The organism is Mesorhizobium dulcispinae (assembly GCF_033977345.1).
Lineage (GTDB): Bacteria > Pseudomonadota > Alphaproteobacteria > Rhizobiales > Rhizobiaceae > Mesorhizobium > Mesorhizobium dulcispinae.
Genome location: NZ_JAVIIY010000001.1, coordinates 23,028 through 47,493, shown reverse-complemented (window position 1 = coordinate 47,493; position 24,466 = coordinate 23,028). Strand labels below are relative to the sequence as shown.

The 24,466-nt window shown below is 64.7% G+C and carries 19 protein-coding genes; 6 read left to right on the top strand and 13 right to left on the bottom strand.

Annotated features, from left to right (window positions below):
* Positions 1-199 precede the first annotated feature (199 nt).
* Positions 200-1,825: a caspase family protein gene (locus tag RFN30_RS00200; RefSeq protein ID WP_320260127.1), complete on the top strand. Its 1,626-nt coding sequence runs from the start codon at positions 200-202 to the stop codon at positions 1,823-1,825.
* Between the two features lie 81 nt (positions 1,826-1,906).
* On the opposite strand, the gene RFN30_RS00195 is transcribed toward RFN30_RS00200, so the two are convergent.
* Entirely contained in the window at positions 1,907-2,440 is a 534-nt protein-coding gene (locus tag RFN30_RS00195; protein ID WP_320260126.1) for an OmpA family protein, read from the bottom strand.
* Positions 2,441-2,693: 253 nt separating this feature from the next.
* Between RFN30_RS00195 and RFN30_RS00190 the strand changes: the two genes are divergently transcribed.
* A complete protein-coding gene (locus RFN30_RS00190) occupies positions 2,694-3,260 on the top strand; it encodes a DUF6931 family protein (RefSeq protein WP_320260125.1) in 567 nt (188 codons plus the stop codon).
* Positions 3,261-3,282: 22 nt separating this feature from the next.
* On the opposite strand, the gene RFN30_RS00185 is transcribed toward RFN30_RS00190, so the two are convergent.
* The 4 genes from RFN30_RS00185 to RFN30_RS00170 form a co-directional block, all read right to left on the bottom strand.
* The gene (locus tag RFN30_RS00185; RefSeq protein WP_320260124.1) at positions 3,283-4,521 is read right to left on the bottom strand and encodes a caspase family protein; all 1,239 of its coding nucleotides are present in this window, start codon (positions 4,519-4,521) and stop codon (positions 3,283-3,285) included.
* Positions 4,522-4,529: 8 nt separating this feature from the next.
* On the bottom strand, positions 4,530-5,636 hold the full coding sequence (locus RFN30_RS00180; protein ID WP_320260123.1) for an OmpA family protein: 1,107 nt from the start codon (positions 5,634-5,636) through the stop codon (positions 4,530-4,532).
* A gap of 208 nt (positions 5,637-5,844) precedes the next feature.
* On the bottom strand, positions 5,845-6,048 hold the full coding sequence (locus RFN30_RS00175; RefSeq protein WP_320260122.1) for a hypothetical protein: 204 nt from the start codon (positions 6,046-6,048) through the stop codon (positions 5,845-5,847).
* A 94-nt stretch (positions 6,049-6,142) separates the two neighbouring features.
* Positions 6,143-8,653, bottom strand: a complete 2,511-nt coding sequence (locus RFN30_RS00170; protein WP_320260121.1) for a caspase family protein — start codon at positions 8,651-8,653, stop codon at positions 6,143-6,145.
* Between the two features lie 283 nt (positions 8,654-8,936).
* Here RFN30_RS00170 and RFN30_RS00165 point away from each other — a divergent pair, with 283 nt between their 5' ends.
* Positions 8,937-10,433 carry an HAL/PAL/TAL family ammonia-lyase gene (locus RFN30_RS00165; protein ID WP_320260120.1) on the top strand — a complete coding sequence of 499 codons (1,497 nt, stop codon included), beginning with the start codon at positions 8,937-8,939 and terminating at the stop codon, positions 10,431-10,433.
* Between the two features lie 23 nt (positions 10,434-10,456).
* On the opposite strand, the gene fghA is transcribed toward RFN30_RS00165, so the two are convergent.
* Both fghA and RFN30_RS00155 read right to left on the bottom strand, forming a co-directional pair.
* Positions 10,457-11,293, bottom strand: coding sequence for an S-formylglutathione hydrolase (gene fghA, locus RFN30_RS00160; protein WP_320260119.1), 837 nt, complete (start codon positions 11,291-11,293; stop codon positions 10,457-10,459).
* 118 nt (positions 11,294-11,411) lie between these two features.
* On the bottom strand, positions 11,412-13,481 hold the full coding sequence (locus RFN30_RS00155; protein WP_320260118.1) for an oxidoreductase: 2,070 nt from the start codon (positions 13,479-13,481) through the stop codon (positions 11,412-11,414).
* Between the two features lie 313 nt (positions 13,482-13,794).
* On the opposite strand from RFN30_RS00155, the gene argE reads away from it, so the two are divergent.
* Complete coding sequence (argE, locus tag RFN30_RS00150) at positions 13,795-14,952, top strand: acetylornithine deacetylase (protein WP_320260117.1); 1,158 nt, start codon at positions 13,795-13,797, stop codon at positions 14,950-14,952.
* Between the two features lie 6 nt (positions 14,953-14,958).
* On the opposite strand, the gene RFN30_RS00145 is transcribed toward argE, so the two are convergent.
* The 5 genes from RFN30_RS00145 to RFN30_RS00125 are packed head-to-tail and all read right to left on the bottom strand — an operon-like array spanning position 14,959 to position 19,870.
* Positions 14,959-15,894 (bottom strand): LysR family transcriptional regulator, encoded by a 936-nt coding sequence (locus tag RFN30_RS00145; protein ID WP_320260116.1) that lies wholly within the window; start codon positions 15,892-15,894, stop codon positions 14,959-14,961.
* A 48-nt stretch (positions 15,895-15,942) separates the two neighbouring features.
* On the bottom strand, positions 15,943-17,433 hold the full coding sequence (locus RFN30_RS00140) for an aldehyde dehydrogenase (RefSeq protein WP_320260115.1): 1,491 nt from the start codon (positions 17,431-17,433) through the stop codon (positions 15,943-15,945).
* A gap of 21 nt (positions 17,434-17,454) precedes the next feature.
* Positions 17,455-18,129 carry a DUF1028 domain-containing protein gene (locus tag RFN30_RS00135; protein WP_320260114.1) on the bottom strand — a complete coding sequence of 225 codons (675 nt, stop codon included), beginning with the start codon at positions 18,127-18,129 and terminating at the stop codon, positions 17,455-17,457.
* 5 nt (positions 18,130-18,134) lie between these two features.
* The gene (locus RFN30_RS00130; RefSeq protein ID WP_320260113.1) at positions 18,135-18,551 is read right to left on the bottom strand and encodes a RidA family protein; all 417 of its coding nucleotides are present in this window, start codon (positions 18,549-18,551) and stop codon (positions 18,135-18,137) included.
* Positions 18,552-18,595: 44 nt separating this feature from the next.
* Positions 18,596-19,870: a flavin-containing monooxygenase gene (locus RFN30_RS00125; RefSeq protein WP_320260112.1), complete on the bottom strand. Its 1,275-nt coding sequence runs from the start codon at positions 19,868-19,870 to the stop codon at positions 18,596-18,598.
* 307 nt (positions 19,871-20,177) lie between these two features.
* Here RFN30_RS00125 and RFN30_RS00120 point away from each other — a divergent pair, with 307 nt between their 5' ends.
* Together RFN30_RS00120 and RFN30_RS00115 are read left to right on the top strand one after the other, a co-directional pair.
* Positions 20,178-21,809 carry an amidohydrolase gene (locus tag RFN30_RS00120; protein ID WP_320260111.1) on the top strand — a complete coding sequence of 544 codons (1,632 nt, stop codon included), beginning with the start codon at positions 20,178-20,180 and terminating at the stop codon, positions 21,807-21,809.
* 21 nt (positions 21,810-21,830) lie between these two features.
* A complete protein-coding gene (locus RFN30_RS00115; RefSeq protein ID WP_320260110.1) occupies positions 21,831-23,432 on the top strand; it encodes a GMC family oxidoreductase in 1,602 nt (533 codons plus the stop codon).
* A 200-nt stretch (positions 23,433-23,632) separates the two neighbouring features.
* Here RFN30_RS00115 and RFN30_RS00110 read toward each other — a convergent pair whose 3' ends face one another.
* Positions 23,633-24,391, bottom strand: coding sequence for an ABC transporter ATP-binding protein (locus RFN30_RS00110; protein ID WP_320260935.1), 759 nt, complete (start codon positions 24,389-24,391; stop codon positions 23,633-23,635).
* Positions 24,392-24,466: the final 75 nt, after the last annotated feature.

Below are 24,466 nucleotides of genomic sequence, written 5' to 3'. Positions count from 1 at the left end.
ATGCCCGTCGCGGCAGGCTCCACCGACGGGCATTGGTGTTGTCAGCCCCGGATGTTATCATGGCGCGTATTTTTTCGGGCTCTTTGTGAACCAAGACTGTGGTCGGGATCACATACGCCCAAGAGCCATTTTTGGCAGAAGCAAGATTTAGCATGCGCAGACACCGATAGCGCGCCCCGAAGGGGCGGAGGGCTGATCCATGAAAGCGTTCGCCGTCCTTGTGAGTGGATTTATCCTGTTTGTCCTTGCCGCGTTCGGCGCCGAGGCCGCCACGCAAGACGCCGCCAAGCGCGTCGCGCTGGTCATCGGCAACAGCAAATATGTCAACGCCGTGCCGTTGCCCAATCCGGCCAACGACGCGCAGCTCATCGCATCGACGCTGCGCAATGCCGGCTTCGAGGTGATCGAAGGCGTCGACCAGGACAATGCCGGCATGCACAGCCTGATCAGCAAATTCACCGAAGAGTCCTACAATGCCGATCTCGCCGTCATCTACTATGCCGGCCACGGCATGCAGGTCGACGGCAAGAACTATCTCATCCCGGTCGATGCCGAGCTGACGTCGCCCGCCTATCTCAAGACCCGCACCGTCCAGATCGACGAGTTCATGGCGGCGCTGCCGCCCGATCCGGCCGTTGGTGTCATCATCCTCGACGCTTGCCGCGACAATCCGCTGGCAAGGACGCTGGCCGCCTCATTGCCGAAGAGCCGCTCGCTCGGCGCAGGTCTGGCGCCGGTCGAGGCGAAGGCGGACGGCGTCGGCACCGGCGGCGTGCTTATCGCCTATGCAACGGATCCCGGCGCCATCGCCTTCGACGGCAACGGCGTCGACAGCCCCTACTCGCTGGCATTGGCCAAGCACCTGACCGAACCGGGCGTCGAGATCCAGAGCGCATTGACGCGGGTGCGCGGCGAGGTGACCGAGGCCACACAAGGCCGGCAGCGGCCCTGGCACAATGCGTCGCTGGGACGCGAGGTTTTCCTTGGCAAGCCGGCGGAGCCAGCAGCCGCGCCTGTCGCGGCACCGGCGGCCGACTCAGCCAAGACGACGGCAGTGGCCTCCCCCGCTCCGGTGGCCAGCGAGCCGCCGTCCTGGGAGGTCGAGCAACGCTTGTGGGACGAGGCTTCGAAGAAGAACGCCATTCCGTATTACGAAGCCTATCTCGACCAATTCCCGAACGGCCGCTTCGCCACCGTGGCCAAGCTCAACATCGATCAGTTGAAGGACCCGAACGCCAACAAGCAGGTCGCCGCCCTCGATGCGAACGCGGCAAACGCCAATCCCGGCTCGGCCGTGCGCACCTCGGTCGGCATCACCGACGAGATGAAGCAGACCCCGGGCACCGAGCAGACGGAAGGCGCGATCGGGCTCGATCGCAGCGGCCGCATCGACCTGCAGCTGCGCATCGAGGCGTTGGGCAACGAGCTCGGCCAGGTCGACGGCAATATCGGCCCGAGGACGCGCCAGGCGATCGCCATCTGGCAGGGGAAGAACGGCCTGCCGCAAACCACCTATCTGACCCGCGAGCAGCTGGCGTTCCTGGTGATCCAGACCGACCCGATGATGGACGCCGTACGCGCCAAGCAGGCCGCCGACCAGGCCCGCTCGGCGCCTGCCAAGAAGCAAGTGGCGCAGAAGACCCGCACGCTGAATCCGGTGGCGGAAAAGCCGCGCCGGAAGCAGCAAATCGTCCAGCGCAGGCGCAACAGCGAGACCGTGGTTCGCGAGGAAGGCCCGCCGCCGAACGACAACAACGACTTCCTGACCAAGGCGCTGATCTTCGGCACTGGTGTCGCGGTGGGCGGCGTGCTCAACAAACCCTGAAAACAGAAGCAGGAGCCCGGCCTGTCGAGGCTGGGCTCCCGTTTGATCGCTGCGTACCGAGTGGCTGTTCGTGCCGCTGGCTTATTCCGTCCTGATCCGCATCTCAACCCGGCGGTTGACCGGATCATAAGGGTTGGCAACGCGCGGGTGCGACTTGCCGAGGCCGATCGCTTCGAGCCGGGTGGCCTGGACGCCATTCGCGGTCAGGAAGGCGGCAACCGATTGCGCCCTGCGCTGCGACAGATTTTGATTGTAGCGATCCGAGCCGGACGCATCGGTATGGCCTTCGACAACGAAGCTGAACGTGCTCAGCCGGTTGTCCTTCAGTGCCTTGGCGAACTCGTCGAGTTCGGCACGCGCGGTCTGATCGAGCTGGGCGGAATCCAGCGCGAAATTGATCATCATGTCGAGCCCGGTCTTTTTGGGGGCCGCGTTCTTGTCGTTCTTGCTCTTGCACTCTTCCTCGGTGCCGACACAGATGCCGCGCGACGCGCCCAGATTGCCCGCGCCGGTGAAGAACTTCACGATGTCTTCCGATTTCTGAAGCGGATCGGCGGAAACGTGCGTCGAAAAAAGCACGGCCGCCAATGCAAAGGCTGAGCTGGCCCACCGCATGACCGTTACTCCTGTTTGAGCGGATCGCGTCAAAGCGCGTCGCCGCGCTTCAAGTCCTCTTTTCATGCCTATCGTTTCCCCAGAACCGCTGCATAGTTTTGGGCGACATGCATCGGTCGGAGAATATCAAATTTCACTACGATTGTCTGTGAGCAAACACACGCTGGGAGCCGTCGCTTTTTGCTAAAGCTAACGCTTGACCAGCGCCTCCGCCGGGGCTTGAGTGGGTTCTTCCTAGTGAGGGCGGGCAGCCATGGCCAACGGGCTCCGGTTCAGGACGGCGCAGGATCTGTTCAGCGCTTGCCCTGCCGTCGCGCAGGATATGAAAGCCGCCCCGACCGACCAGCCTTCGATCGAGTTTTGCCGTGCGCTGCTGGCCGGCCGCGTGCCCGAGGAGGCAATCACCTTCTGCGCCTATCTGCTGCCCGAGCGGGCCGCCATCTGGTGGGCGCATGAGTGCCTGGGCAACCTTGCCGAGCTCCTCGGCGACAGGGATCTCGAATTGCTCGCGCTCGTCGGCGACTGGGTCGGCGAGCCAGGCAATCCCGACCATCGCGCGGCGGTGGCCCAGGCCGTGGAGGTGCCGCCGGTGACGCCCGTTTCCTGGATCGCTTTGGCAGCGGGCTGGCGCGACGGCGGCTCGGTTGCCGATCAGGTAGCGGCCGGATTTCCGACCGCCCATGCCGTCAGCGCGGGGATTCTGGCAGGTCTTGCGCGGGTATCGCTGGCGGATCGCTTTGCCGTGCTTTCAGCCTTCGTCGAAATGGGCGTCCAGATGGCGGAGATGGAGACCCAGCAGCAATCGGCCGACGCTTTTTAGGCCGGCAGTCAGATATCCGCGCTCACTTGCAGCCGCCTTGCGCCCATTTCGCCAGCGCCACCTTGAAGCGGGTTCCCAGCGGGTGCTGCAGGCGCAACACCGAGACATCGTTGGCGGCGAAATTCTTTGCCTGCTCGCACAGCCGGGCCTCGTTCCATTCGTGGCAGCCGTCGCAGTGCTTGTCTTCCCAAACCGATTTGTCGAGGCCCTCCACCGGACTGAACAGCGGCTTACCCTTGATCAGTTGGGCGATGCTCTTGCCGTCGATGGCCGGATCGCCGAACTTGACCGGGTGGTCGAACAGGATCGGCTCGTCCGTCGCCAGCTTCGGGATTTTTTGACGCAACAGGTTGAGCGCGAGTTGGTCGTCGGTCTGGCCCGGTGCCGTTCCGGTGTTGCGCGTATCGGAGCCGCCTTCGGCCTGGGGAGTACTCGCCTCGCCCACGATCAGCGGGGCGTTGAGATCGACCTTGTGCAGGACGACCTCGGTGGTCAGCGAGACGTTGATCCACGGGCGCTGCTTGCCGGCCGTCGCCTTGAAGACATCGCCGGTGACCCTGTTCATCGCCTCGGTGATGGAGATGTTGGATTCGCCTATGTGCTGGATCAGCGCCGCGGTGAAGGGCGAGTGCTCGCCCGATCCGTCAAAGGCAAGCTGGTTCGGACTGGCGGCGAAGGCGACGAGCGTGCCGGCGCCGCCATTCTCGATCGGGATTTCGGCAAGGCCGCTGCTGGCGCCCTTGACGCCGGCGGTCCTGGCCAGCACCTCGGCAAGCGGGTTGTCCCGGCAGGCGTCGAGGAACACCAGCCTGATGCTGGTCTCGCGCGACATCTGGCGCAGGACGAAGTCGACCGACACGGCCTCGAAGTCGAGCGAGGTCTCATCCTCCAGAGCGGCATCGACCGGGAGCAGGTAGTTCTTGCCCGAGACCTGCAGGCCATGGCCGGCATAGAAGAAAAGGGCGATGTCGGCGCCGCGCACCTGCTTGGCGAATTGCGCGACGGTGGTCTGCGTCTGCTGCTTGCTGAGGTCGTAGCCGGAAACCACCTCGAAGCCCAGGTTCTGCAAGCGTTCGGCCATGGCCTGAGCGTCGCGCACCGGATTGGTGAGCAGCGCTGCGTGCTGGTATTGCGAGTTGCCGAGGACGAGCGCGACGCGGCGTTCAGCGCTGGCGGCGGTCAAAGTCAGGAACACGGCAAGCACAGCCAGCCCGACGGCGCGAAACAGGCGGCCGCAACGGACAATCGGGTCGGAGCCCACCCGCGACCTCAGTTCGCGAGCTTGGTGGCGGAGAACTCGATCCGCCGGTTGAGCGCCTTGTTCTTGGGCGTGTCGTTGGCGGCGACCGGCCGCTCCTCGCCATAGCCGGCGGCGCTGATCTGGCTGCGCGGCACGCCTTCGGCCACCAGCGCGTCGGCGACCGCCTGGGCCCGCCGCTCGGACAGCGCTTTGTTGGCCTCGGGCGATCCGTCGGAGTCGGTATAGCCGGATACCTCGACCTTGAGGGCCGGGCATTTGCCGACGACGCCTTCGACCTCCGCCAGCAGCGGGCGGCTCTTGGCGTCGAGCCTTGCGCTCGCCTGCCGGAAGTAGATGGCGCCGGTGCGCGAGAGCACGGCAAACCGGTTCAGGCACTCCTCGTCGCTGAAATTCGCTTTCGAGGCGTCGGTGGCGACCGGCCCGACGTCGGCAGCGCTCGCTGCGACGGTCTGGACCGCGGCCGGCTTGCCGCCATCGGCGGTGAAGACGAAATCGAAGGACACCGAGGCGGTCGGCACGATGTTGGTCACGTTGGCCGCCTGCTGCAGCTTGTCGATGTTGGGCAGCAGGCCGAAGTCCTCGACATGGACCGCTACGGGCGCTTCCGACGCGACGGAGACCTGGGTGTCGCTGATCATGGTGACGACAATGCTGGCCTCGAGGTCCTTGTCGACGCCGTGCATGCTGAGGCGGAACGGCAAGGTCGCCTTGATTCGGCGTTTTGTCGGCAGGTCGGCGAATGCGGCCGGGTCTACCTTGGCCGTCAGTTCGGCCGTGGGGTATTTGAATGTCTCGAAGAACAGGAAGCGCATGCGCACGTTGCGGAGGTCGACGCCGGTATCGACCGAATTGAGATCGAAGCTGATCTTGGCGTCGCCGGCCGCGCTCAGCGTGCCGGTGATGTTCCTGATCTTGTTGGTCTCGACGATCGTATTCTTCTTGACCGACTGGTAGGTGAGCACCGAAGCGGAGGGATCGAGCGTCCAGTTCGGCGCGGCGCGTGCCGCGTGCGGTTCGAGCAGCAGCAAAGCGAAGAGCGCAGCGATGATGAAAGCGGCGGCTCGCGCGACGGCTTCCAACCGCATACTCCGCCAGAATGCGACGACTTCGACCATGGAACGCCCCCCGAGGACAACCCTATATCGATACCGGCACGCGACTGGAGCATAGAGCACTTACCCTTGCTTGGCGAGCGGTCGCAGTCGCACTCCAAGCCCAAAATCCTGATTGCGGAAACGGACGAGAAGACAGAGACAAGCGAACGATGGCGATCAATGCCAGGGTCGAAAGCAATGTCGTGACGGGCTGGCTGCCGTCAAAGGCTCATCCCCAGCCACCGCCACCACCACCGCCGCCACCGCCACTGCCACCGCCTAAGGGAGGCACGACGACAGGCGCGGTTTCGGTCTGAACGGGCTGGATCAGTTTCTTGCCGGTGACTTTCTTCTGCTTGACGACCTTTGGCGTGGTCGTCGTGCGAACGACCTTGTGCTTGACCGTCGGCGCCGGCTCGACCTTGGGCGTCATGGTCGTGCACCCCGCGACAGCCAGAGCGCAGGATAGGATCGATGCGACGATTGACTGCTTCAATGCCCGGCCCATCACATTGCCTCCCTGTTGATCAGAACAAGTCCCGGCGCGGGTTGGCTTGTTCCCAGACCGCCCTGGCCGTCTTGACCAGTTGGTCATCCAGCGAGCCGTCCGCCGAAATCTTCGATTTGAGTTCCCTACGCAGCTGCTTCAGAGCCGCCGTTTTCGCCTTGGCACCGAATTTCGCCAGCGTGGCCTTTGCATCGGGAATTTCGTTGCGAAGGTCGAGCGCGGCCGCGAAAGCAAGGTAGCGCACCGCCACAGTCTGGTCGGCCTTGTCGCCCCTTTGCATCTCCAGGGCCGCGCGATCATACGCGGCCGACTGATCGCCGCGATCGGTCGCCAGCTCAAACAGCCGTTGCGCTTCGGCAAGATCCTGCTGCACGCCGAGACCGTCCCTGTACATGCGCGCAAGGCTGCCGGGAGCGTAGGGCTGGCCGAGATCCATCGACTTCTGGAAAAGCGAGAGTGCCGTCTTGGGGTCCTTCTCGACCCCGGTGCCGGCGAGATAGTTGCGGCCGAGCAGGTTCATCGAATACATGTCCTGCCGCTCGACGCCGGCCTTGAGGAAGGCCACGGCGCGGGCCGGATCGGCAGGGACGCCGTTACGACCTTCCGTGAAGATGGCGGCCAGATCGTTCATGGCGTAGGTGTGCCCCATCGCCGCCGCCTTGAGCAACAGGTCCAGCCCCTTGCCGGTGTCGCGCTCGACGCCGTAGCCGTTGAACAAGGCGCGGCCCCATGACGTCATCCCATAGGGATCGCCCTTGTCGGACGCCGCCGCGTAGAAGGCGTTGGCCTGCTTGCGGTTGGCGGGCATCCCCGTTCCCGTCGCATTGAGATAGCCGAGTTCGAAGACGGCACGGACATGGCCCCTGTCGGCGGCTTCCTGGATCGCCTTCTTGGCCTCGTCGACCTTGCCGACCGAAAGCAGTGCCCGCCCGAGCTCGTAGCGGAAGCGGGCGACATCCGGATAGGCTTTCACCGCCGCCCGGCAGACGTCGACGGCGTTGCTGCTGATTTCGTTCGGCAGCAAACCAGGGACGACGCCCTGCAGGTCAAGAGGCTCGCCGGCCTCCCTGTCGCAGGGCTCGACGCTTGGCGACAGCTTCATCGTCGCCCGCTTTGACGTAGCGTTGTCAGCCCTGATCTCGACACCGACTATGAGTGGTTTGGCTTCGCCTATCTGGGGTTCATAGCGCAGATGGTCGACTTCATCGGCCATCAGGCTGGAATCGGGAGACAGCGTCCGATCGGGCAGCGACAGCGTTCCCGTTGCCGGATAGCTGGCGAGCTTCAGGCTGACCGCGGGGTCCTTGGTCGGGAAATCGAGCTTCAGCGGCACCGGGCCGACGCCGACCGGAACGCTGATGTCGCGCTTCTCGATCGCCTCGGCCGCGCCGGTGATATGGATGCCGCGCTCCAGCACCTGCTGCTTCTGCTCGGCCTCGAGCGAGGCCACGAGCTGCTGGCCTTCGGCACCCTCGCCATTCTTGACCCGGAACACCAATATGCCCTGGGATTCGCCGCCCCAATTGTCGCGCGTGGCATAGGCCAGCATGTCGACCTCTTCCTGAGCGCCGGAGCCCTTCGGCACGTCCATCTGAAGGCGCGGCAAATCCTTGCCGGCGATCGGTTCGCCGGTCGCGACAGGCTTGCCGTCCAACATCAGGCGCCCAAGCGCAGGCGGCCTTTCGATGCTGACGGTGACCGCGCCGCCGTCGACATCGACCGGTTCCGGCAGGTCCAGCGCGACAGGACCGACGCCCGACGGCACGACCTTCTCCAGCACCGGCGGCAGCGCGGGGCGGCTGGCGCGGCGCATCAGCACCACCTCGTCGATCAGCGAGGAGTTCTCCCAAGGAACCTGCTTGCCGTCGGTGGCTTGAACCACGTCGCGGCGAACGGCTGCCATGACGGTACGTATCTCCTGGTTCGGCGCCAGAGCACGACGGGAAAAGGCGGACGAGAAGGGACTGAGGTCACCGGTGCCGTCAAAGGCGACAGCGCCAGGCTCGGTGGCAAAGGCAATGAGCGTGTTGAGCGAGCTCTTAACCTGCGCAAGGCCGGTGCCGCCCGCCGCGATCAACTGGTCGCGCAGCCAGTAATCCTTGCGCGGGAACGGATTGTTGCGGCAGGCGTCGAGGATGATCACCTGGATCTTCGACTTCGAGCGCAGTTGCTGCAGCACGTCGTCCAGCTTGATCGCCTGGACCTCGATGTCGGCCGCGGCCTTCAGCGACGCATCGACCGGAATGAGAAAATTCTCGCCGCCGATCTGAAAGCCGTGGCCGGAATAGTAGACAACGGCGAGATCGGCGCCGTCCGCCGCGGCGAGATAGTTGCGGAACTGCTCCTCGAACTGAAGCTTGGTCAAGTCCTTGGCGACGAAGACGTCGAAGCCGGCAAGCCGAAACGTGTTCGACACGTCGTCAGCATCCTTGTCCGGGTTCTTGAGCGCCGGGATGTCGCGGTATTCGGAATTGCCGATCACGAAGGCAACCCTGCGATCGGCATGAGCTTCGAACGTCGTGAAGCTCACGAGGACCAAGGCTGCAAGGAACGCGCAGCATCGCAGCATGGCAAATCCTTAACTGCTATGACCTGTCGGCCACAGCAGTGCAGCTGGCGGCGCCGAGGTCTGTTAAAGAGTTCACAATCTGCCGGGACCGGAGCAGACCGCATGCATAACGACTGCGGGCACGCGTCTTATCCAATCAAGTTCTAAAATACATCAGAGGCATAGGCGCTGCAATGACGCTGCGCCGCGCCCAGGGGCGGCGTGGCACATTTGCGCGGCATCGATCTTGGGATAGATGCAGAGCATGACGACCAGAGTTATAGTCCTCGACGCCAGGCCGCTCAGCGCGACGGATGTCGCCGAGATCGCGCGGCGCAACGCCCGCCTCGTGCTTGGCGAAGAGGCCATGCGCCGCATCCGCGCCAGCCGCGCGCTCATCGAGCGCCTCACTGGGCTCGGCAAGCCGCTCTATGGCGTCACCACCGGCCTCGGCGCCTGTGTCGACACGCCGCTTGCCGAAGCCGATCTGATCGCCTTCCAGCACAGCGTGCCGCTTAGCCATTCGATGGGCGCCGGGCCGGCCCTGCCGACCGAAGCGGTGCGGGCGCTCCTGACGGCGCGCATTTGCGGCATGGCTGCCGGCGGCACCGGCACGTCCGAGCGTGTGGTCCTCGGCCTGTTGGCGGCGCTCAATGCCGGCGTCCATCCGGTAATCCCCAGTTGGGGTTCGATCGGGGCGGCCGACCTTGCCCCTCTCGGCCATATGGCAAGGGCGCTCGGCGGCGACGGCGAGGCCGAGTTCCAGGGCAGGATCATGCCGGCGGCCGAAGCGCTGAAGCTTGCCGGGCTCGAGCCGCTCGACCTGCGCGAGAAGGACGGCCACGCCATTATCGTCGCGAACAGCCTTTCGACCGGAACGGCCTGTCTCGCCCTCGAAGACGTCGCCTGCCTCATCGACTGGTCGCTGGCGGCCGTGGCCCTCAACTATGAGGCGTTCCGCGCGTCCCTCAAGGCGATCGACGAGGACGCCTTGGCGGCGCGGCCGGCATTCGGGCAATGCGAGATCGGCGCGCGGTTGAGGGCGGAGCTGGCGGGAAGCGGGCTTTGGCACGACAAGGCCGCGCGGCGCCTCCAGGACCCGCTGAGCTTCCGCTGCGTGCCGCAGGTGTGGGGCGGCTTGCTCAATGCGTTCGAGCAGGCCAGGCTGGCGACCGAGATAGAGCTTGGCCATTCGGGCGACAACCCTGTGATCCTGCCGGCGACTGAGCGGGTCGTCTCAAACGGCAATTTCGACCTCACGGCCTTCACGCTGGCTTGGGAACAGCTCGGCCAGGCGCTCGCGCATTGCGCGGTCGCCACCGCCAATCGCTCGATGAAGCTGATGTCGCCAACGGTAGCGGAACTGCCGCGCTTCCTGTCGGCCAGGGGCGGCAGCCGCCAGGGCTACGCGGAACTGCAGAAACCGGTCGCTGCACTCGAGGCGGAGATCCGGCACCTCGCCAACCCGATGTCGCTCAGCCCGCTGGCGGTTTCGGACGGCATCGAGGACCAGTCGTCGATGGCGCCCCGGGTGGTGGCCAAGACCGCCGGCATCATCGAACGCCTGCGCTACCTCGTCGCGATGGAGCTGATCTTTGCGGCGACAGGCGTGGAATTGCGCGGCGTCGTCGACAGCATGGGCGAAGGGCCGCAACGCAGCTACGCCGCCGTGCGCGCGCTCGTCGCCCCGCTCGACGACGATCGCGAAATGAGCGCTGATATGGCGCGGGTCGCGCGGATGGTGGCAGGGCCGCGTCTCTGATCCGAACCTGCCGCCCGTTTCCTCTACCTGGCCAGCCGGGCGGCATGCCACTTCAAATGATCGTCCATGAAGGTCGACATGAAGTTGTAGGAATGATCGTAGCCTTCCTGCATGCGCAGCGTCAGCGCGATGCCGGCCTTGCTGCAGGCATCCTCGAGCAGCCACGGGCGCAGACCATCCTGGAGGAAGCCGTCGACGGTGCCCTGGTCGACGAGCAGTTCGCCGTAACGATGGCCGTCCTCGATCAGCAGCGTGGCATCATAGGCGCGCCAGCTCCTCTCGTCCGATCCCAGATATTTCTCGAATGCCGGCCGCGACCAGCCGGCCGTCGTCGGCTGCACGATCGGCGCGAACGCCGAACAGCTCCGGTACCGTTCCGGGTTCTTCAGCGCGATGGTCAGCGCGCCGTGCCCGCCCATCGAATGGCCGAAGATCGCCTGACGCGATATGTCGACCGGAAAATTCGCGGCGACCAGCGCCGGCAATTCCTCGGCGATATAGGAGTACATGCGGTAGTTTTTCGCATAGGGCGCCTGCGTGGCATCGAGGTAGAAGCCGGCGCCGCAGCCGAACTGCCAGTTGTCCTTCTCGTCCGGCACGTCCGCGCCGCGCGGGCTCGTATCGGGGCAGACGACGACGAGGCCCAGCTCGGCCGCCAGGCGCCGGTACTCGCCCTTGTCCATGACATTGGCATGGGTGCAGGTTAGGCCGGACAGATACCAGAGCACCGGCACATGGCCTTCAGCGGCCTGGGGCGGAGCGAAGACGGCAAAGGTCATGTCGCAGGCGCAAACTTCCGAAGCGTGCGAATAGACGCCCTGGACGCCGCCATGCGATTTGGAGGTGGAAAGGACTTTCATCGGTTCTGCCTCGCATCGGGGATTGTCTGGTCCGGCATAGCCCCCGGACCTTGCGCCCGCAACCTTGTAACTCACACAATCGCAATTGCCGTGGAGCGGCGGACGCTTTCCTCCACCGCTAGTCGACCGCCAGCGCCGCCACTTCCCGCCGGAACGGCAAAGCGTCGCCGATATCGGGCTCGTCCAGCTCGCGGGCGAAGCGGTGGCCGGCATAGGTTGCCCAGGCGATGGGTCCCGGCGCTTCGGCGTCGCCGATGACCTTGACCGAACGGATGCCGTTGCCGGCCCACTCGTTTTCCCGGGTTTTGAGCTCGCGCCAAACGGCGTCGTCCTGATTGCGCGACGTGACCAGGACGACCGCGTCGGCGGTCAGCTCGTGGCGCGCGCCGGTATAGACGCAGGCCGTGACGACGCCGCCTGAAGCGATACTCGCGACCGTCCTGTTGAGGACGATATCCACTCCCAGTTCCACCAGGCGGCGGTGGATGGCGCCCTGCTCCAGCGTGTTGCGGGTCCAGTCCGAGACATAGGCCGACGGGGTCACCAAGGTCACCTTCGCACCCCGGCGCGCCATCAGCTCGGCAAGCACGCCGCCCATGTAATAGTGGTCGTCGTCGAACAGCACGACATTGCCGCCCGGCACCTTGCCATCCATCAGATCGTCCGGCGTGTAGACCGGCATGGCGGGATCGATCGGCATCGGCACGACATGGGCACGCGCGACGCCGTCGCGACGCCAGGTCGATCCGGTGGCCATGGCGACGTTCTGGAAGCCGAAGGACAGGATGTCATCCGCCGAGAGCCGGCTTTCGAAATAGATGTCGACATTCGGCATCTGGCTGAGCTGATACTGCCGGTAGTCGCGCACACGGCCCCAGGCCGACAGGCCAGGAAGAAGGCTTTCGCGCGCCACGCGCCCGCCGAGCTCCACGCCCGCTTCCGCGATGGCCACCTGATAGCCGCGCAGGCCGAGCGCGCGGGCGGCCTCCAGTCCGGCGGGCCCGGCGCCGACGATCAGCACGCTGTCGCTGTCGCCCTTGGTCTGCATGCGCTCCGGATGCCAGCCCTTGCGCCATTCCTCCATGAAGGTCGGGTTCTGCGTGCAGCGCGAGATCGACATGGTCATGTCGCCGGTGATGCAGATGTTGCAGCCGATGCATTCGCGGATGTCCTCGATGCGGCCCTCCTCGACCTTCTTGGGCAGGAAGGGATCGGCGATCGATGGGCGGGCGCAGCCGATGAAGTCGAGCGTGCCCGACTTGATCATCCTCACCATCACGTCGGGCGAGGTGAAGCGGCCGACGCCGACGACCGGCTTCGAGGTCAGCTTCTTGATGCCGGAGACGAGGCTCTCCTGCGCCGCCTCTTCCTTGAAGCGCGACGGCCCCGAGCAATCCTCCCAGGCGCCGTGGGCGAGATCCCACAGATCGGGCAGGTCGGCATGCATCTCGATCATGTCGCGGACTTCTGAGTTGGCGAAGCCAAGCTCGCCGATCATCTCGTCCAGCGACAGCCTGAGCGTCAGGCCGCAGGTGTCGCCGATCGCGTCGCGCCCTTCCTCGATCAGCTCGCGCATCAGCCGCGAGCGGTTTTCCAGCGAGCCGCCATATTCGTCGCTGCGCTGGTTGGTGGCCGTCGACAGGAAATGCTGGATGATGCCGAAGCCATGCGCGCCATAGAGGCACACCAGGTCGAAACCCGCCTGCTTCGCGCGCTTGAAGGCATTGCGGTGCCAGCGGCGCAGGTCGCGAATATCCTGCTTGTCCATGGCGCGCGCCTGCACCGGATCGTTGGTGAAGGTGCGGATCGGCAAAGCCGACGGCCCGCGCGGGACCTCCTTGGTGTAGAGGTTGGGGCCGTTGATGCCGGAATAGGCGAGCTGGACGCCGGCCAGCGCGCCATATTCGTGCATGGCCCTGGCCATCTTGGCTAAAGCCGGAATGTCGGCGTCGTCCCATAGCCTGAGCTCGATGAAGGGCGTGATCTCGGAGGTGTGATGCATCTCCGTCTGCTCGGTGAAGATGACGCCCCATCCGCCTTCGGACTTCATGCGCCGCATCTCGGCCGCTGCCGAGGGATCGCGATAGCCGCCACCGTTGCAATGGGGAACCTGATAGAAGCGGTTCTTGGCGGTCACCGGACCGATCTTCATCGGCTCGAACAGAATATCGTAGCGTGGGTCGCGCATGTAATTCCTTCCTGTCGGCTGGCGCTGCCGCTGCCCTTGAGCATGATCCCGAAAAGTGGGAACCGGTTTTCGGAAAAGATCATGCTCCAACAAAGAGTTAGATCAGGATGACGATTCAACGAAACGTTATCCTGATCTGGAGACTACTCATAAGTTGGCGCCGGCGCAGGAAAACTACGGATTTCTTCTGCGCGGATTAGGACGCGCCTAACTACGCGGATTAGCCTGCGATGAACCGGGGCTGAGCCAAATGCGACTTCAGCGAGGTCCCCGCACGGTGTAGACAGCCGGTAAGCGGTAACGGGACAGAGACATGGACAGCATCAGGATTCTCGAGCGGCTGATCGCCTTCCCGACGGTGAGCCGCGACTCGAACCTCGACCTCATCGGCTATGCGGCGGCCCTGCTCGAAACAAGCGGCATCACCTGCCAGATCATCCACAGCGCGGACGGGCATAAGGCCGATCTCTTCGCCACGATCGGACCGGCCGACAGGCCCGGCATCATGCTGTCCGGCCACACCGACGTCGTTCCCGTCGACGGCCAGAACTGGACGCTGCCGCCGTTCGAAATGACCGAGCGCGACGGCAAGCTTTATGGGCGCGGCGCGGCGGACATGAAGGGTTTCGTCGCCTCAGCGCTCGCGGCCTGCCTCAAGGCCTCGAAGATGGCGCTTCGCACGCCCTTGCATCTTGCGCTCTCCTACGACGAGGAGGTCGGATGTCTCGGCGTGCGCGACCTGATCGAAATGCTGGGCGCTGCGCCGCACCGCCCGCTGCTGTGTGTCGTCGGCGAGCCGACCAGCATGCAAGTGGCGACCGGACACAAGGGCAAGCTTGCGGCGCGCGCCATCTGCAGGGGACGGGAAGGCCATTCGGCGCTCGCTCCGCTGGCACTCAATGCCATCCATCTCGGCTGCGATTTCGTGCGGGCCTTGCGCGACGAGCAGGAAAGACTGGCCCGCGACGGCGCACGCGACGGCGATTACGACATTCCCTACACGACCGTGCATGTCGGCAAGATCAATGCCGGCGTGGCGCTCAACATCGTACCCAATCTCTGCGAGGTCGATTTCGAGATCCGCAACGTTGCCGCGGACGATGCCGCCGACATTCTCGACAGGCTGAGCATTGCCGCGGCGCGCATTGCCGCCGACGCCGCTTCGATCGCCCCCGAAGCCGCAATCGATATCGAAATCACCAACACCTATCCGGGCCTCGACACCCCGGCCACTTCGGAAGCGGTGGCTTTCGTCAAATCGCTGACCGGCGCCAATGACACCATGAAGGTTGCGTTCGGCACGGAAGGCGGATTGTTCAGCCGCGATCTCGGCACGCCTGCCGTCGTCTGCGGGCCGGGTTCGATGGCGCAGGGGCACAAGCCGGACGAATTTGTCAGCATCGAACAGCTGCAGCGTTGCGACGAGATGCTGGACAGACTGCTGTCGCGGCTTACCGACGGCTGGCCGTGACCTTGCTCATTTGACGATGCGCTCGGTGCCGAAGACGCCTTGCTCGACCACGAAGCGGCGGCAGTGGTCGATGAAGGCCTGCACCGTCAGCGTGCGGTGCTCGGCGTTCGGCAGCGCAATTCCCATGGTCAGCGGCCTCAGATCGCCCAGCAAGGGCACAAAGACCAGCAACTTGCCGTCCGGCGACATGGTGTTGAGCGGCCGCATATTGGCGATGCCGTAGCCGAAGCCATTGGCGACCATCGAGCGCATCACGGCGATGTCGCCGGTGCGCTCGGCGATCTTGGGCCGCAGTCCCTTGGGCTGGAAAGCCGAGAGGAAATATTCGCGGCTATAGGGCAAATCGAGCAGCACCATCGGCTCGTCGACCAGTTCCTCGGGCGTGATGCCGGCCCTTGTCGCAAGGCGATGCGCGGCCGGCAGCATCACATAGGCCGGCAACTGCATCAGAGGCTCGAAGGTCATGTCCTGCGACAGCTCGATATCGTAAGTCAGCGCGGCGTCTATCTCGCCGCGCTGAAGCATCTCGAACAATTGCCCCTGGTTGCGCTCGAACTGCCTGACGCGTACGTCCGGATAGGCATCCTCGAATTTCCGGCGCAGGGCCGGCAGCACGATCTGCGCAAAAGTGAGCAGGCAGCCGATCGCCAGCGGTCCGCGCACCTTCTCGGCGATATCGCCGGCAATGTCGTGAAGCGCGTCCGCGTCGTTGAGCAGGCGCGCGGCTTCCTTGAGGAAGAGGCGCCCGCCCGCGGTCAGCGCCAGCGCATGCGAGTGCTTGCGCACGAAGAGCTGGACGCCGAACTCCGCTTCGAGCTGGGCGATCGAGGCCGAAATCGACGGCGGCGAGACGTTCACCTGCTCGGCCGCCTTGGCGATCGAACCCGCTTCGCCGACGGCGACGAAGTACTCGAGTTGTCTGAGCGTGAAGCGGAGCGGCATGGTTCTATGTTGCCGGTTTGCACCTGGTGATCAAGTCGTGGCCGCTCCTCAGTACTTGATCCAGGTGGTCTTCAGCGCGGCGTATTTGTCGAGCGCATGCAGGGACAGGTCGCGCCCGAAGCCGGACTGCTTGAAGCCGCCGAAGGGCGTCATCGGGCTCAGCGCATCGACGGTGTTCACCGACACCGTGCCGACCCGAAGCCGCTCCGCGATGCGGTGAGCGCGCGACAGACTGTCGGTCCACAGCGATGCAGCCAGGCCGTAAATACTGTCGTTGGCAATTCGAAGCGCCTCGTCCTCGGTGTCGAAGGCGATGACGGACAGTACCGGACCGAATATCTCGTCGCGGGCAAGCGGATCGTCCGGCGAGACATTGTCGAAGATCGTGGGCTGGACAAAACTGCCTCGCCCGTCGACGGAGACCCGGCCGCCGCCGGTCACCAGCCGGGCCGACTTCTTGCCGCCGTCGATGAAACGCATGACGGTCGCAGCGTGCCGGGCGTCCACCATTGCGCCCATCCTGGATGCCGGGTTGAGCGGGTCGCCGGGCTGGGTCGCCGCCGCCCGCTCCGCCAGCTTCTCGACCAGCGCATCCTTGATGCCGCGCTCCACCAGAAGCCTGGAATTGGCAGAACACACCTGGCCCTGGTTGAAGAAGATGCCGAAGGCCGCCATGTCGGCCGCCGCGTCGAGGTCGGCGCAATCCGCGAACACCAGGTTGGGGCTCTTGCCGCCGGTCTCCAGCCAGACCTGCTTCATGTTCGACTGGCCGGAATACTGCAGGAACATCTTGCCGACAGCGGTCGATCCGGTGAAGGCGAGGCAATCGACATCCATGTGGCGGCCAAGCGCCTGGCCGGCCGTCTCGCCGAGGCCGGGCACGACATTGAGCACGCCGGCCGGCAGCCCGGCTTCCATGGCGAGTTCGGCCAGCCTGAGCGCCGAGAAGGGCGACTGCTCGGCCGGTTTCAGCACCACCGAATTGCCCGCCGCCAGCGCCGGCGCGCATTTCCAGGTCGCCATGTCGAGCGGGAAATTCCATGGCACCACGGCACCCACCACCCCGAGCGGCTCGCGCCGCACCAGCGCGAGATCGCCCTGGCCCGTCGGCGCCACCTCGTCATAGACCTTGTCGATCGCTTCGGCGTACCACTGGAAAATCGCCGCCGAGCCCGGCACGTCGATGGTGGCGGCGTCCTTGACCAGCTTGCCCATGTCCAGCGATTCCAAGAGCGCGAGCTCCTGCAGGTTCTCGCGCAGCAGTTCCGCCAGCCGCAGCAGCACTTCCTTGCGATGCTGAGGGCTCGTTCGCGACCAGACGCCAGCCTCAAAGCTGCGTCGTGCTGCGGCGGCGGCAAGGTCGATGTCCTCTTCCCCGCAGGAGGCGACCTCGGCAAGCGTCGCCCCCGTGGCCGGATTGATGCTGGCGAAAGTCCGGCCGGAGCGCGCGGGCACCGGCTTGCCGTCGATGAAAGCCTTGTCGCGAAAGCGGATCGCGGACACCTTGCCGACCCATTCCTTATGGCTGAGTTCGCTCATGCTGGCTCCGCACTCTCGAGGCTATTCGTCACCGGGAACGCCGTAGCTCGGCGCATCGGACGGGTTGAGGGCGCGGGTGACGTAGGCGTCGAGCTGAGGCTTGTAGATCTCCCACAGCCTTGCCAGCTGCTCGATCGGACAATCCTCGGTCCAGTCGCAGCGCAGATCGGCGACGGGCCAGGAGACGTCGCGCACCAGCTTCATGCCGGCGGAGCGGACAGGCCCTGCCTCCCCGCCGGCACGAAGCGCGGCGCGCATGGTCGCGATCAGCCGGTCGCCAAGATCTCCCTCGGAGGCGAGGAAAGCATCGACCATAGCTTGCGGGACGCCGTCGTTGGCCAGCAGGTTGCCGCCGCAGGCGACGTCCTCGCCGCGCGCCTCGGCCCAGATGCCGAGCGCCTTCGGTCCGGAATGGATTGCGCTGCCGCCGGCCGCGTCGACCGCCAGGACCTGCCGGTATTCGCTGAAGGCGGCCGTGCGCTTCAGGATCGCGACGGTTTCGCCAGCCGAGGCACCGCGCGCCATCAGCTCCAATGCCCGCGGCCCGAGCGTCGGGTCAGTGACGTTCTGACTGGCGACCGCGCCGACACCGGCCTGCGCGTAGGCGCAGCGGGCTGCGACCGCCGGAGACGACGAGGACACCGCCACTCCGAACATGCCCGTGCGCCGGCAGCGCGCGACAATGGAGAAGGTCATGGCGATCAGTCCGGAATGACGGCGGTGCCGTCGATCTCGACCAGCCATTCCGGCCGCGCCAGGGCCGACACGACCACGCCGGTCGAAACCGGATGGACGCCCTTGATGTACTCGCCCATCGTCCGGTAGACGGCTTCGCGATGGCGGACGTCTGTGAGGTAGACCACCACCTTCACCAGATGCTCCATCGTGCCGCCGCACTCCTCGATGAGCTGCTTGATGTTCTGCATGACCTTGTGGGTCTGCTCGACCGGATCGTGACTGTCGATGTTCTTCGCCGTGTCGAGATCCTGCGGGCACTGGCCGCGCAGATAGACGGTGCGGCCGCCGCGCGTGACGACCGCCTGGCAGAGATCGTTGTCGAGCTTCTGCTCGGGATAGGTGTCCTTGGTGTTGAATTTGCGAATTCGCGTATGCGCCATCTTGGTCTCCGTCAGGTCGGGCTCGCTGCTGTGGTCGGCTCTGGTCAGGCGTCCACCGGCTCGCGTTGCGCGGCGGCGTGGTAGGCCAGATATTTTCGCTGCGTCGAAATGCGGTCGGCCACATGCTTGGCGTCATGCCAGACGCCCCAGATGAAGCTCGACCCTCTTCGCGACTGCCAGGGCAGACCCAGGAAATAGATCCCGGGCTCCATCGAGACGCCGCGGTGGTGCCTCAGGCGGCCCTTCTCGTCGAAAGCATCGACTTTCAGCCAGCTATAGTCGACGGCAAAGCCCGTCGCCCAGACGATCGCCGCTATCCCGGCCGCGGCCAGATCGAGCTCAAGGATCGGATTGATCACGCATTCCGGATCCGGGTCGATCCGGCGGGCGGAGGGCTCTTCGGGAAGGTCGAGACCGTTGCGCGCGACGTAAGCGTCGGCTTCGTCCAGCAGCGACATCAGGCTGGCGTCACCGCTGGCAATGTTTTTCGCAAGATCGGGCGCGAAGGTCATGACGCCGTCCTGGTAGGTCTTTGTCATGCCGACGAGCGTAAGCCCCTGCGCGGCCAGACGACGGAAATCGATCGTCTCGCCGCCGCGCGCGCCGCTGACCGCGATCGTGACGTGTTCCGTGCCGGGCCCTGGGGTTTCGAGATCCCATTTGCCAAGGACGCCCAGCCACCAGCAGAAGTCGCGCCCGCGATAGGCCCGCGGCGGGCGATCATGCGGACCGACCGAGAGGTAGACGCGCCTGCCGGCGCGCTGCAGCTCATCGGCGATCTGCACGCCCGAGGATCCCGCGCCGACCACCAGCACCGCGCCTTTCGGCAGCTGCGCGGGGTTGCGGTACCCGCTGGAATGGATTTGCAGGATGCCTGCGTCCTTGGGGACAACCGGCGGGATGACGGGCACCTGGAAAGGGCCGGTCGCGGCGACGACGCTGTTGGCCTCGATCACGCCGTCCGACGTCTCGACGCGGAATCCGGGTCGACCGACATTTCTCTGCACAAGCTTGACCTCCACGCCGCAGCGGATCGGCGCGTTGATCTGCTTTGCGTAGGCGACGAAATAGTCGGCAACCTCCTCCTTGGAGGGAAAGCCATCGGGGCCCGTCACAGGAAACTCCATGCCCGGGAACCGGTCATGCCAGGCCGGGCCGTTGGCAACCAGGGAGTCCCATCGCTGCGAGCGCCAGCGCTCGGCAATCCGGCCGCGTTCGAGGACCAGATGAGGCACGCCGCACTTGCTCAGGTGCTCGCTCATAGCCACCCCGGCCTGGCCGCCGCCGACGACAAGCGTGTCTACCTTCTCAATCGACATATCCACGCCTCTTTGTAGCTCTCGATAGGGCTTTCGCCGCTGTGATGGAGTGCTTTTAAGTTACGGGCCGGAAGGACGAAAATTATGATTTCATGTGTCAGTGCTTAGCTTATCCCTAAACGCTGGAGCGGTCCGCAGCGCGGGTGCGAAGTTCCCCGCGATCAAGATCGGCGCAACGACCTGCGAACCTCGACGAGGCTTAGGCAAACCCTAAGCACGGGTGCCAGAAAAAGTAGTTCTTCCGCCTCGGATTTGATGGTTCCCTGCGTCCGTCACCCGCATGAGAGCGACGATCGCTGAGAGGGAAATGGCGCAGGAGACCCTTTACGCAAACGGCGCGCTGTATACGCTCGACGCGACGAACCCCCATGCAGAGGCCATGCTGGTTCGCGGCGACCGGATCGCAGCAGTCGGCTCGTGGTCCTTCGTCCGGTCGCAAGCCTCCGCAGACGCCGAAATCATCGACCTTCAAGGTCGGTTCGCGATGCCGGCCTTCATCGACTCTCACGTCCATTTTGCCTGGGGAAGCAAATATCTCAATGAAGTGCAGTTGCGGGAAGCAAAGACCTTTGGCGACGTGCTTGCCCGGCTGAAAGCCTATTCGCAGGCTCACCCCGACCGCACGTGGATCGTGGGCAGCGAATTCAGTTACGGCTATCCCGATCTCCCCGAAGGGGGCTTCCACAAATCGCTTCTCGATCAAGTTGTTGCCGATCGCCCCGTCTTCTTCCGCTCCGGCATGGCTCACGCGGCCTGGGTGAACAGCAAGGCGCTGGAACTTGCCGGCATCACACGCGACACGCCGGATCCTGAAGGCGGCGAGATCGTAAGAGACGCGAGCGGTGAGCCGACCGGGTGGTTGAAGGAGAGAGCGTGGTCCCAGCTTGAAACTCTGGTCCCGCAGTCTTCGAAATCCGACATGCGAGCGGCGCTGCTCCGTGCCATCAAGGAAGCAAACCGCCTGGGATTGTCGCGGGTCCAAAGCGCAGGAATGGATGACGAAGCAGTCCCCGTGCTGGCGGAGATATTCGCGAACGGCGAGTTGAGCCTGAGATTCACGCTCTCGAGCATTGTCAATCCGGATTCGAACCTCGGCGACGTGATCGCGCGCGTATCCGGCTGGAGGAACGAGCTTGATCCCGCCTTTCTGGACGGGCGAGTCATCAAATTCTTCCTGGACGGCGTCCTGGAATCCCACACCGGCTTCATGCCTCAGGGCTATGCCGACAAGCCGGGAGAAACCGGAACATGCCTGTGGGAGGCATCGGCCTACAACGCCGCTGTCAGCCGTGCCCAGCAGGAAGGATTTCAAGTCTGGACACACGCGATCGGCACCGGAGCCATCGAAATGGCGCTCGACGCATATGCCGCGGACGGAGAACGCTCAAGGCGGTGCCGGCCACGGGTGGAGCATTGCGAAATACCGACTGCGCACGACATCGAGCGTTTTGGCCGGATAGGCGCGATAGCCAGCTTTCAACCGGCCATGATCTATCCACGCGACCAGTGGCTCGGGATGGAGGGGCTTTGGGAGGTACGCGTTGGCTCCAAATCCTTGTCGCGAGCCTTTCCTGTCCGCTCCATCCTGGAGGCCGTCGGCGCTGTCGCGTTCGGAACCGATTGGCCGATCGTCGATCTCAATCCGCTCGTCGGCATACGCAACGCGGTGCTGCGCCAAAGTCTGGACCACCAGCCGAAAGATGGTTGGGTCCCGGAGCAGAGGATCACCGTCGCACAGGCGCTCAACGCTTACACGCTGGGCGCGGCTTTTGCCGCCCACCGCGAAACCGATGAGGGCAGTTTGGCGACGGGAAAACTCGCCGATTTCGTCGTCCTTTCCGAAGATCCGCTGAGGGTCGAGCCAGACAAGATCGCGGATATCAAGGTGCTGAAAACGATCGTCGGCGGGAAATCGGTCTGGGAAGAGCCCGCAACTTAAAACCGCACCTTAGGGGTTGGCATGCCGGAATTTGACTACATCGTCGTCGGCGCGGGTTCAGCCGGTTGCGTGGTGGCCAATCGGCTGAGCGCCGATCCGTCGGTCCGAGTGTGCCTGATAGAGGCCGGCGGCAGCGACAACAGCCTGCGGGTCAAAGTGCCGGCAGGCATCCTGTCGCTCTACGGCAACCCGAACTACGACTATTGTTTCGTCGGCGTGCCGCAGCCCCATCTCAACAACCGCAGCATTCCGGTCAATCGCGGCAAGGCGCTCGGCGGATCGAGCTCGATCAACTCGATGGTCTATATTCGCGGCGCGGCCGAAGACTATGACGAGTGGGCTGCGCTCGGCTGCGCCGGCTGGGCTTATCGCGACGTGCTGCCCGTGTTCAGGAAGCTGGAGCGCAATCTGATCGGCCAGGATACGCGCTATCACGGCACCGACGGCGAGCTGCTTGTCGACAAGCCGCGCGATCCGAACGTGCTTTCGGCCATGTTCGTCAAGGCCGGGAAAAATGTCGGCTTGCCCGCCAACACCGACTTCAACGCCGAGAGCCAGTTCGGCGTCGGCATCTACAACGTCACGCAGGAACGGGGACAGCGCTTCAGCAGTTTCAGCGCCTTCATGCGTCCCGTGCTCGACCGCAAGAACCTGACGCTGCTCAGCGAATGCGAGGTGATCGACCTTGTCATCGCCGGGGGGCGCGCGACCGGACTGCGCGTGCGGCATGAGGACCAGCAAAAACTGCTCGCCGCAAAGCGCGAGATCGTGCTTTCGGCCGGCGCCATCAACTCGCCCAAGATCCTGATGGCGTCCGGCATCGGGCCCGCGGCCGAGCTGCAGCAGATCGGCATCGCGCCGGTTCTCGACCTGCCGGGCGTCGGCAAGAACCTGCAAGACCATGTCGACGGCATGATCACCGTGCGCTCCAGCAGCACCAGGACGCTCGGCCTGTCGCTTGCCAACCTGCCCCGTATCGCCGCCGCGCCCTTCCAGTATTTCGCGCGCCGGAAGGGCATGCTCACCACCAACTATGTCGAAGCCGGCGGCTTTGCGAAGACAAGGCACGCGAACGGCCTACCCGACATTCAGTTCCACTTCGTGCCCGGCTATCGCAGCCACCGCGGCAGGTTGATCGAATACGGCCACGGCTACGCGATCCACACCTGCGTGCTACGGCCGAAAAGCGTCGGCGAGATCAGGCTGTCACGGGACAGTTCCCGCCGTGACGTCCTCATCGACCATCGTTTCTTCGCCGATGAGGAGGACGCGATGGTGCTGGTCGAAGGCATCAAGATCGCGCGCCGGATCCTTGCGGCATCCGAGTTCGATGAGGTGCGCGGCAAGGAGATGCTTCCGGGCAAGGATGTCCGCAGCGACGACGAGATCCTCGCCTATCTGCGCGCCGAGGCGCTGACCGTCTATCACCCGGTTGGAACCTGCAAGATGGGAACGGACGCGATGGCCGTCGTCGACCCGGCGACGCTGAAGGTGCGCGGCGTGGACGGGCTGCGGGTTGCGGATGCTTCGGTCATGCCGAAGCTGATCGGCGGCAACACGAACGCGCCAAGCATGATGATCGGAGAGAAGGCTTCGGAGATGATCCTCGGTGGGGGTGCATAACGGCGAACGGTAAAGATCGCCTCGCCCTCGAGATCGGGCAGTTCGGCATTTCGCTGAACTGCCCAATTATTTGCTCTTGGAGCAGTTCACCGTTTCACGGAAACGCCGAACTGCTCATCTCTTGTTTTTACGCAATTCCGGACGGAGGCAACGGCGAAGGCGCCGAGCCTAACCGTTTCACACTTTTCCTGGAATTGCTCTCAGTGATCCTCGTCGATCTCGTCGTGCAGCAGGCCGAGGATGCGGCGCTTGAGCGCGATGAAGTCGGGCTCGAGGATCACGTCCATCGAGCGCGGCCGGGGGATGTCGACCTTGATCTCGGCCTTGATCTTGCCGGGCCGGGCGGTCATCACCAGGACGCGATCGCCGAGCACCAGCGCCTCGTCGATGTCGTGGGTGACGAAGAGGACTGTCTTCTGCTGCCGCTCCCAGACGCGCAAGAGCAGCTTCTGCATGGTGCCGCGCGTCTGGCTGTCGAGAGCGCCGAAGGGCTCGTCCATCAACAGGACGGCCGGGTCGTTGGCGAGGGCGCGCGCGATCGCCACGCGCTGCTTCATGCCGCCCGAGAGCTGGGCGGGGTAGTGGTCGGCAAAGGGCATAAGGCCGACCTCGTTGAGATACTGGTCGACGATCTGCTTGCGCCGCTCCGCCGGCAGACCCTTGCGCTTCGGCCCGTATTCGATGTTGGCGCGCACCGTCAGCCAGGGAAACAAGGTATAGCTCTGGAACACCATGCCCCTGTCGGGGCCGGGCTCGATCACTTCCCTGCCGTCGACCTTGATGCTGCCCGAGGTCGCGTCGTTGAGGCCGGCGGCGAGATAGAGCAGGCTGGATTTGCCGCATCCCGAAGGGCCGACGATGACGCAGAATTCGTTCCTGGCCACCTTCAGCGACACATCGTCCAGCGCCAGCACGCCGTTGGCGTCGCCGTAACGCAATGTCACGTCTTCGATAGCCATGGTGGTGCCGGCCGAACGCGGGTCGGCGGTTGCATGGGCCGTGCCGGCCAGATCGTTCGCCTTGATGGATTCGGT